Annotated in this window: 9 protein-coding genes and 1 CRISPR repeat array; of the genes, 6 read left to right on the top strand and 3 right to left on the bottom strand. The window is 49.2% G+C overall.

Going from position 1 to position 9,845, the window contains the following annotated elements; genetic code table 11:
- From csy1 to cas6f (NP596_RS17715), 4 genes are all read left to right on the top strand, one after another.
- Positions 1-1,308, top strand: a 1,308-nt coding sequence (gene csy1, locus NP596_RS17730; RefSeq protein WP_256616729.1) for a type I-F CRISPR-associated protein Csy1, incomplete at its 5' end; no start/stop codon positions are given.
- Entirely contained in the window at positions 1,305-2,489 is a 1,185-nt protein-coding gene (gene csy2 / locus NP596_RS17725) for a type I-F CRISPR-associated protein Csy2 (RefSeq protein WP_256616728.1), read from the top strand. The genes csy1 and csy2, both read left to right, overlap by 4 nt.
- Positions 2,490-2,532: 43 nt before the next feature.
- Positions 2,533-3,540 (top strand): type I-F CRISPR-associated protein Csy3, encoded by a 1,008-nt coding sequence (gene csy3, locus NP596_RS17720; protein ID WP_256616727.1) that lies wholly within the window; start codon positions 2,533-2,535, stop codon positions 3,538-3,540.
- Positions 3,537-4,178, top strand: a complete 642-nt coding sequence (gene cas6f, locus NP596_RS17715) for a type I-F CRISPR-associated endoribonuclease Cas6/Csy4 (RefSeq protein WP_256616726.1) — start codon at positions 3,537-3,539, stop codon at positions 4,176-4,178. Before csy3 (NP596_RS17720) ends, cas6f (NP596_RS17715) begins: the two co-directional genes overlap by 4 nt.
- A 79-nt stretch (positions 4,179-4,257) precedes the next feature.
- Here the strand turns inward: cas6f (NP596_RS17715) and NP596_RS17710 are convergent, their stop codons facing one another.
- Both NP596_RS17710 and NP596_RS17705 read right to left on the bottom strand, forming a co-directional pair.
- The gene (locus NP596_RS17710; RefSeq protein ID WP_256616725.1) at positions 4,258-4,512 is read right to left on the bottom strand and encodes an AbrB/MazE/SpoVT family DNA-binding domain-containing protein; all 255 of its coding nucleotides are present in this window, start codon (positions 4,510-4,512) and stop codon (positions 4,258-4,260) included.
- A gap of 44 nt (positions 4,513-4,556) precedes the next feature.
- Positions 4,557-4,787 (bottom strand): type II toxin -antitoxin system TacA 1-like antitoxin, encoded by a 231-nt coding sequence (locus NP596_RS17705; RefSeq protein WP_256616724.1) that lies wholly within the window; start codon positions 4,785-4,787, stop codon positions 4,557-4,559.
- A gap of 61 nt (positions 4,788-4,848) precedes the next feature.
- Between NP596_RS17705 and csy3 (NP596_RS17700) the strand changes: the two genes are divergently transcribed.
- Both csy3 (NP596_RS17700) and cas6f (NP596_RS17695) read left to right on the top strand, forming a co-directional pair.
- Positions 4,849-5,562 (top strand): type I-F CRISPR-associated protein Csy3, encoded by a 714-nt coding sequence (gene csy3 / locus NP596_RS17700; protein ID WP_256616723.1) that lies wholly within the window; start codon positions 4,849-4,851, stop codon positions 5,560-5,562.
- Between the two features lie 3 nt (positions 5,563-5,565).
- On the top strand, positions 5,566-6,204 hold the full coding sequence (cas6f, locus tag NP596_RS17695) for a type I-F CRISPR-associated endoribonuclease Cas6/Csy4 (RefSeq protein ID WP_256616722.1): 639 nt from the start codon (positions 5,566-5,568) through the stop codon (positions 6,202-6,204).
- A 131-nt stretch (positions 6,205-6,335) separates the two neighbouring features.
- Positions 6,336-7,503: a CRISPR direct-repeat array (repeat unit 28 nt; unit sequence GTTCGCCGCCGCACAGGCGGCTTAGAAA).
- 215 nt (positions 7,504-7,718) lie between these two features.
- Here cas6f (NP596_RS17695) and NP596_RS17690 read toward each other — a convergent pair.
- Positions 7,719-9,302 carry a peptide chain release factor 3 gene (locus NP596_RS17690; protein WP_256616721.1) on the bottom strand — a complete coding sequence of 528 codons (1,584 nt, stop codon included), beginning with the start codon at positions 9,300-9,302 and terminating at the stop codon, positions 7,719-7,721.
- Between the last annotated feature and the right edge of the window lie 543 nt (positions 9,303-9,845).

Genomic DNA, 9,845 nt, shown 5'->3' with positions numbered 1-9,845 from the left:
TCAATTGATTTTCAAAGGAATAAATTTAAATCGGTTTTGACGCTTAAACAAACAGAGGATGTGTTTGATGTTAAGTTATTATACGAAGACTATGAAAACAAGTGCATCCAAATTGCAGAAAAATTTGAGGCTCGAAAATGGATAACTGATGCATCAAAAAATGCTAGCAGCGTCAATTTCGCTACGCATGTTATAAAGCTTACACACTCAAAAATCGACAGCTCTTCATTCTATGACAAAATTGATTCACAAAGCTTAAAATTTCTTACTACTTCAAGTTTAAAGGAGACGAAGGTTGATGGCGCAGTTAGCGGGAACCAATATGCTCCTGTTTATCAATTTCTAGAGTTAGAGTTAAACGGAAATAAAATGTCTTCGGTATTCGCCGACGAAGAAAATGAAATTCTTAAGCCATTTACAAATAGTCATGAAGAACTTAAACAGTGGAATAAAGGTTTTAGAAAATCATTGGCTGCGGATGGTGTTAGTAGTCATTCACTAGCAAAACAAGTATTCTTTCCGATTGAAGAAGATGAACTGCAATATCATTTGTTGTGTCCAGTAAAATCATCTTCACTGGCTCAAAGTATTTATGAAAAGACTTTTGATGATGAACAAAAGAATATTAAAAAGTCACAAGATAAAAATAAATATTCAAAATCAACCTCGGCATTATTTTGGAACAAAGCGACTATAAGCGTTACAGCCAGCAATCATAGCAATGCTTCGCAGCTAAATGGTAAGCGAGGAGGAAAGCTTATTTTGTATTCTTGTGCTCCCCCGGATTGGCAGAGCCAACTAAAACTACCAATTCATAGCGTATCGTTTCTATATTCCGTTCATTTACAAAAAAGCAGCCGCACAACGCTTGATTATTTGCGAGATTTTCTAATCCGTCATCAACGCCTGGGTTTGAGTATAAAAGACCCAAAAAATCTGAAGTGGCTTGATAAATGGACAGGCGAAATAATTGATGAAGTATTAGGGTATGCGGCCAATATTCAAAATCTACAGCCTGGCTGGTCAAGTACCGACGATATAAAACTCAAATTGGAACATCAATACTTTCTTGACCCTTATAGGAATAATGATGTCTTTCAAACAGCACGCAAGGCGAGTGATTGGCATACGGTCATTTGTAAAGACTTTGCCCAATGGCTAAACCGTTTATTAATTGGTAAAGACAAGCAATTTACCCCGCAACGTGAACATCGCCGCTTGTGGATGGCATTTATGGATCAACCACTTAGAGACTACATACAAACCATAGAGCAAAACTTTAAAGCGCAGGCGCGGGAACAATCATGAGTCACTATATACTGATAAACCGCGTTCAAGTTCAAAGTGCCAATGCTATTGCCGGTTTTACCTGGGGGTTTCCGGCAATCACACATTTTTTGGGCTTTACCCACAATCTGACTCGTAAATTATTAAATAGAAATGGTTTTAATGGCATTAATTTGAATGGCTGTGCAGTGATTTCACATAATCAGCAAATCCACACTTATAAACCTTACGATTATCAATTTACCCAAAGCCGGAATCCGCCGTATTTAAAATCTCACGACAAAACAGCGACGCCACCTGTCATTGAAGAAGGCAAAATGAACATGGTTGTTTCGTTGCTTATCGGTTACGAAGGGAACTTAGGAAACAGGCAGGATGAGTTTATCAAGTGGTTGAAAAATGCCTGTATGTTACAGCGATTGGCGGGCGGTACTATTTTAGATATAAATGATATCGAAGTTTTTTCTACAGACGATCTGCGGACCATCAAACGTAAGTTATTACCCGGTTTTGTGCTTATGGATCGCTCAAATTATCTCGAGTCGCATTACCAAGCCTTATTGAATGAAAACAGTAATGCTGAATTACTGGATGCATGGATGGACTTTATTACTATCAAACAAAGGGCTAGGCCAAAATCTGATTTGATTACCAATCACCTCGCAGCGTTAGTAAAAAATGAGCCGGAAAATGAGTATTGCGCTCGGCTGTCATCTTGTTGGGACTTACACCAGGAGCACGCTTACGACGAAACCAAAGAACCCGATGCATTGTTGAAAAATTACTTTGATCAGCTGGAATCTAATAAAAATAACCGGAAACTATTGGATCAGTGGCAGAGCTATTGCAAACCTACAGAGGCTACCGAGTCTGATTGGGAATATATTACTAAACCGGAAGCCGGTTATTTAGTGCCGTTGATGGTCGGTTATAAGGCGATTTCCGAGGTCTATCAAAATTCAGTGGTGGAAAATACTCGAGATCACGAAACGCCCGTGTGCTTTGTAGAATCTGTACACAGCGTCGGCGAATGGTTAGGTATTCACCGCTTAAGAACCGTTGACGATTTGAATAACAGTCTCTGGTTTTATCATTATGAAAATAATTGGTATCTCTGTAAACAAAATCGCCAACAAGAAAACGATGAACCTATTTTAGAACATATCATTAACTACGAAGATCCGGAAGACGACTTCAACTAATAACGCGTATTTCCAATACACTTTAATATAAGGAATAAATTCAATGGCTGAAAATAATCAAGAAATAAATCACCCGAGTTTGTTGTCATTTGATCGCAAATTGGAAACATCCGACGGACTTATGTACGGCGGTAACTGGGGCAATGATTTGAATGCCGATGATACTTGGCAACCAGTTTGTATTACCAAGCGTCAAAATCGTTCAACACAAAGCGCACACGGCACCGATGATGCGAAAAAATCTCAGCCAAACCCGGTTTCTTCGGATAGCGACGATGCCAATTTACCCCATGACAAAGACACCTTAAAACTTAAATTTACGCTTCGTATTATCGGTAATATTGGTAGTCCTTATGCTTGTAATGATCCGGGTTTTGAGCAAGCAATCGTCGAAAAAGTACAGGAATTTAAGTCCAACCAAGGCTTTGAAACGCTGGCATTTCGTTATGCCTACAATATCGCCAATGGTCGATTTTTATGGCGCAACCGGGTTTGCGCCGAGAAAATTAAAATTAGCGTTAATTTCGAAGGATTGGAAAAGCCTTTGTATTTTGATGCCTACAACTATTCACTCAATGATTTTTCAAAAAGTGCAAATTGCGAAACATTGAAAATACTCGCCAATAAAATTCAAACTGGCCTGGAAGGCGACAGTAATAGCTTTGTGTTATTGGAAATCAACGCCTATGTGAAGCTGGGAACTGGTCAGCATGTTTTCCCTTCACAAGAAATGAATATGGGCGAAAAGAAAAAAGTATTATTCGAGTTGGATAAAACGGCCGCCATGCACAACGTGAAGATAGGGAATGCGATTAGAACTATTGATGACTGGTATGGCAACGCAGAGTTTCCTATTGCAGTAGAACCCTTTGGTGCGGTTACTCAGAGAGGCGAAGCCTATAGAAGAAATAAAGCCGAAGGAGATTTGTATTCGTTAATGTTGGACTGGGTAAATGGGAAAACTGTCGATAAAGACCAACAAGCCTATGTGGTAGCAAATTTAATACGCGGCGGTGTATTTAGCCGAGAGAGTGAAAAAGGTGAAAAATGAAATATTATTTAGAAATCACTTTACTGCCTAACGAAGAAATCCCCATACATTTCCTTTGGTCGAAAGTATTTCAGCAAATCCATCTAGGTTTGGTGGAAATGCAGGATGCTAAAAGTCGGGTGCCAATTGGGGTTTCATTTCCTGGGCATGTTGCTAATGATCAATTTACTACGCTGTGCAGCAAACTAAGATTATTTGCTCAAGACCAAGCCACGCTAGTCCGCTTCGATGCCCCGAAATGGCTATCTCGCCTGAGCGACTACGTGCATTGCACCAGTATTCGCCCGGTGCCTGACAAAGTGGCGGGTTACGCGATTTACCGCCGCGAACGACCCAAAACTAACCCGGAGCGTTTGGCGCGGCGTTATGCCAAGCGGCACAACCTGGACTTCGAGACGGCATTGAACGGCGTGGTGCAACTTCGCGCTGATTCGAACGGCGGTGCGGTCTATCCCAAATCGTTTCGCTATTGCGAGATGCCGATCCAGCGCGTCACCTCGCCGTTCATTCGCTTGCAAAGCTTGAGTAACGGCCAAAGCTTTTGTTTGTGGATTAAAAAGATCGCGGTGGCGGAGCCGTCGGGCGGCAAATTCAGTAGTTACGGGCTTAGCGCGCTCACTACCGTGCCGGAGTTTTGACTGTTGATGTTGTCGCTTCGACGTGTCAAATGCTGATAGCGGAACACTGGCCGGGTGTCGCGGTAAATGCGCGCACGGCCTAGCCGTTGCTATCGGATAAATGGTCGTCGGCTATGCGTGTTTTGCCCGGCGTCTCGATGTTTTCATTGGTCGAGCAAACTTCGCTTTGGATGGGGGCGAGAATTTTTCCGGAGATTGGACTGGCGTCCATCTTGACGACGTGAATCATGCCATCGCGCGCGAAGATATCGACATAATCGCCAGGATGCAAGTCAATAGCAGTGCAAATCGCTTGCGGCAAGGTGACTTGTCTTTTGTTGTTAAATTTGGGCATAGAGTTACAGTTTCTTTTGACACATGGTTAACAACTGCTGCCGCTCATATTTGTTCAGCGATAATTTTCTTGTAAGTTTGCAAGGCTTTTTTCATGCGTTCAGTCGGTTCTGGCGGATGATCTTGCAAATCAAAAAGCATCTGCCAGTCTTGTTGGGCAAGAGTCATTCGCGGCCTGATATTGATTTTATCCAATCTTGCGCGGCATTTAATCCTCTGAATAGCGGAGACTATGAATACCTGAATAACATTTCGGTTGTTGGTGTTAGTTGTCATAGTTTACCTACTGATGGCTGCAAGCATTGTAGCCATAAATTGTGCGAATAAAGGCCATTATTTGAATTCACGATCCGTATTGCTGAACACCGCTAACAAAACCTACGGATGCTGTAATCCCGAAAGGTGTTCAGGGAGGGCCAAACGCTACGCCACCAACCTAGCCAACGCCCGCTTCCTGTGGCGCAACCGGGTCGGTGCCGAGCGGATCGAAGTGGTGGTCAGCGTCCGCAACCAAGAAGACAAACAAGCCTGGACTTTCGACGCCAAAGCCTTCGACTTGAAAAACTTCGACCACGGCCACCCCGATGTCGCGGCCTTGGCCGACAAAATCGCCGCCGCGCTCAGCGGGCAAAGCGAATTTTTACTGCTGACCGTCGATGCCTATGCCCAAGTCGGCCAAGCCCAGGACGTTTATCCCAGCGAAGAACTGGTGCTGGACAAAGGCAACAGCAAAGCCAAAAAAAGCAAAATCCTCTACCACATCGACGGCCAGGCCGGCATGCATTCGCAAAAAATCGGCAACGCGTTACGTAGCATCGATACTTGGTATCCGGTGAACGAAGACAATCCGCACATCGGCCCGATTGCTGTCGTACCCTACGGCGCGGTCACCAATCTGGGTAAAGCCTTCCGCACGCCTAAAGCCAAGGCCGATTTTTACACGCTGTTCGACCGCTTCGCGCGGGGCGGCGAATTAAGCCAAACCGAACAGCATTACGTGATGGCGGTGCTGGTGCGCGGCGGCGTATTCGGCGAAAGCGGCAAGGATTAAGTCATGCGGTTTTATTTGGAAATCACCTTGTTGCCCAATCCCGAAGTCGGGCTGAATTTTCTTTGGTCCAAAGTGTTTCAACAGCTCCACCTAGGCTTCGTCGAAATGCTGGATGCTGAAGAACGGATGCCTATCGGTGTCGGCTTTCCCAAGTATCGGGCCGAGGACAAGCGGTTTAGCTTGGGCGACAAATGTCGGCTGTTTGCCGCCGACGAAGCCGCACTGGAATGCTTTAATACGCCTCGGCGGCTATCGCGTCTCAGCGATTACGTGCATTGCACCGGCATCCGCCCTGTACCGGAAAAGGTGACGGGATATGCGATTTTCCGGCGCGAGCGCCCCAAAACCAACCCGGAGCGTTTGGCCCGCCGCTACGCCAAGCGGCACGGATTGGATTTGGCAACCGCGCTGAATACTACCGTGGAACTGAAAACACCCGCCGCCGACGCCCGCTACCCGACGACCTTTCGTTATGCCGACATGGAAGCGCCGTCGGTGGATTTGCCGTTCATTCGCTTGCAAAGCCTGAGCGGCGGACAGACGTTTTGTTTGTGGATCGCCAAAACCGAGGTTGCCGCGCCGGTGGCCGGCGGTTTCAGCGCCTACGGCCTGAGCAGTGCCGCCACGGTACCGGAATTTTGACCCAAAATTTTCCGCTCTTTAACAATGTGAACAAAATCAGCTGGTTACATCCAATGGTTTTGCGGATGGTAAAAATGGGTTAATCCATTCGCAACCCTTGTCGCAACCGGCTTCCCGTTTCTTTATAATCAGTTCGCCGCCGCACAGGCGGCTTAGAAATATGGACTACCCTATTGTTGGCTTGGCTGCTAGTTCGCCGCCGCACAGGCGGCTTAGAAAGTCAGTGTCGCCAGATTGCAGGTAATTTTTGAGTTCGCCGCCGCACAGGCGGCTTAGAAAATTACCAAATCGAAGAAACATCGTCGTAACAAGTTCGCCGCCGCACAGGCGGCTTAGAAAAAAAGTGCCAAGCGTCAACCCCCTGGTGGCAGGTTCGCCGCCGCACAGGCGGCTTAGAAATAACGGTGCGACATGTAAGATGCGTTATATAGGTTCGCCGCCGCACAGGCGGCTTAGAAAATATAAAGCGTAAATCAAAGCCAGTTATATAAGTTCGCCGCCGCACAGGCGGCTTAGAAAGCTGACAATTCACGAGTCGCAAAACGCGGAGCGTTCGCCGCCGCACAGGCGGCTTAGAAAGTTAAGGCGCTGAATGCGTACCGTCTAGCGTAGTTCGCCGCCGCACAGGCGGCTTAGAAAAAAAGATGTAAACCTTGGAGGACAAGACGGAAGTTCGCCGCCGCACAGGCGGCTTAGAAATTGTGACCAACAACACATTGTTGCAAACCAGCGTTCGCCGCCGCACAGGCGGCTTAGAAATAATGAGCACATTTGCAAAAAACCATGCCCGGGTTCGCCGCCGCACAGGCGGCTTAGAAAATTATGTGGAACGGCATCGTTGTTAAGCCAATGTTCGCCGCCGCACAGGCGGCTTAGAAAATAAAGTCAATCGGATCATCTTTCGCATTTGCGTTCGCCGCCGCACAGGCGGCTTAGAAATCATCGTCTGCGGCAATCCCCGTTAAGGCGCTGTTCGCCGCCGCACAGGCGGCTTAGAAAAAGTATTATTTAACCCATTTCCGTCTATGTGAGTTCGCCGCCGCACAGGCGGCTTAGAAAATTAGATAGCCTCGATTGTGACGGTTACGGAAGTCCGCCGCCGCACAGGCGGCTTAGAAAGTGCCAGCGCCTGACTGGAAAACCCAAGCTGAGTTCGCCGCCGCACAGGCGGCTTAGAAAAGCAGGGCAACAGCCTGCTGTTCGATGTAACCGTTCGCCGCCGCACAGGCGGCTTAGAAATCGTCTAGCGTGACGTAGGACGGCGCTCCCGGGTTCGCCGCCGCACAGGCGGCTTAGAAATGAAAGAAGTGGAGTTTTACCAGTCCTGTAGGGTGGGCACGGTTTATGTGCCCACGCGGATCGGCTCACGGCTTGCGCGGTCAGCGAGAGGCCTTGTGATCCATGCCGGGCTGGTCAGCGACGGCAGAGCAAAGCGAAACCCAGAATTAAAGCTGGGTTTCACGTTATTCAACCCAGTCTACAGACCTTCGGCGTCAACAGGCCGGCCGTTAATCCTACAACTCCCTAGTCGCACTAAAAGTAATATCCGGCCAACGCTCTTCGGTCAATTGCAGGTTTACCCGGCTGCTGGCCAGATACACCAAAAAACCGCCGCCGTCTTCGGCCAGGTTTTCAAAAGCCTTGTTTTTAAATTCTTCCAGTTTGGCCGGGTTTTTGGCGCTGATCCAGCGCACGGTGTTGATCGGCGAGGCGTCGTAGACGCATTCGACGTTGTATTCGTTTTTCAGCCGGCTGGCGGTGACGTCGAATTGCAGAATACCCACGGCGCCCAAAATCAAATCGTTGTTTTTCAAGGGTTTGAACAGCTGGGTGGCGCCTTCTTCGGTCAGTTGCACCAGGCCTTTTTGCAGGGCTTTGGCGCGCAGCGGGTCTTTTAATACCACGCGGCGAAACAATTCCGGGGCGAAGTAGGGGATGCCGCCGTATTTCAGGGTTTCGCCCTGGGTAAAGGTGTCGCCGACCTGGATGGTGCCGTGGTTGTGCAAGCCTATGATGTCGCCGGGAAAGGCTTCTTCGACGTTTTTGCGGCTGTCGGCCTGGAAGGTGATGGCGTTGGCTACCGTGATGCTTTTGCCGACGCGGACGTGGTGCATTTTCATGCCCTTGTCGAATTTGCCGGAACAGATGCGCATGAAGGCCACCCGGTCGCGGTGGGCGGGGTCCATGTTGGCCTGGATTTTAAACACGAAACCGGTGAATTTTTCCTCGATCGGCTCGACTTCGCGTTGTTCGGCCTGGCGCGGTTTCGGCGCGGGGGCGTATTCGGCGAAGGCGTCCAGCAATTCGATGATGCCGAAGTTGTTGATGGCGGAGCCGAAGAAGACCGGGGTTTGCTCGCCGCGCAGGTATTTGTCCAAGTCGAATTCGTGGCTGGCACCCTTGACCAGCTCTATTTCTTCGCGCAATTCGTCGGCCTGCAAGCCTATCAGTTCGTCCAGGTGCGGGTTGTTTAGGCCTTTGACGACTTCGGCCTTGGCGATCTTGCCGCCGTGATGCGGGCTGAACAATAAAATCTCGTCTTTGTACATCTGGTACACGCCTTTAAAGCGCTTGCCCATGCCGATCGGCCAGGTCATAGGCGCGCACTCGATTTTCAGCACGCTTTCCACTTCGTCCAGCAATTCGATGGGCTCGCGGCCCTCGCGGTCCAGTTTGTTGATGAAGGTCAGAATCGGCGTGTCGCGCAGCCGGCAGACCTCCATCAGCTTGATGGTTCTGTCCTCGACGCCTTTGGCGACGTCGATCACCATCAGGGCCGAGTCGACGGCGGTCAGGGTGCGATAGGTATCTTCCGAGAAGTCCTCGTGGCCCGGCGTATCCAGCAGGTTGATGATGGCGCCGTTATGCTCGAACTGCATCACCGAGGTGGTGACGGAGATGCCGCGTTCCTTTTCCATTTCCATCCAGTCGGAGGTGGCATGCCGGGCGGCTTTGCGGCCCTTGACCGATCCGGCCAGCTGAATTGCGCCGCCGAACAGCAACAGTTTTTCGGTAATGGTAGTTTTACCGGCGTCGGGGTGGGAGATGATGGCAAAGGTACGGCGTCGGTTGGCTTCTGCGGCTATTTCGGTGGTCATGATGTTTGAATGTATGGGTATATCAATTGCTTATTATCGCTGGTTTTAGCGTAAAAAATAAGAGGCGGCGGGTGTCTGCCTTGAGTAGGCCAAGCCAGGGTTTGCTCTTTTCGGGAAGAAATGCCGCGTCCACGGGTGGCGGTCAAGCCATTAAACCATCAGTGTCGGAACGGTGGCAATGCTGGGCCGCGGATTCGGTCGGAATGTAACGGCAAGGGTTAAAATCGCTTGGTCAAGGCCGGACGGAGGACTTAATATCGGCCGGCCGCGTGCCGGTGCGAGCATGCCGTCGGTTTTTTGCCGCCGATGGCGCTGCGTTGTTATCGAAAATCCCGGTATCGAGCCGCGTATTGGCATCGATACCGGGGAGGTCGGAAAGGCTTCGCTTAATCGTCGGAAACCGAAGCCGCCGGAGCGTGATTGGCGTCGCTGTGTTTGGCGGCTTGCGGCTCCGCTTCCGCGCGCTGTTTGCGCTCGACAAACTCGCTGTTATACGGGCGTGGTTGATGTTCGCCGGTTTGCGCGCCCGGTGCCGGGCCGACA

Origin of the sequence: Methylomonas rivi (genome assembly GCF_024505165.1) — a bacterium.
Classification (GTDB): Bacteria; Pseudomonadota; Gammaproteobacteria; order Methylococcales; family Methylomonadaceae; genus Methylomonas; species Methylomonas rivi.
This window is presented reverse-complemented; position numbering and strand designations above follow the sequence as displayed.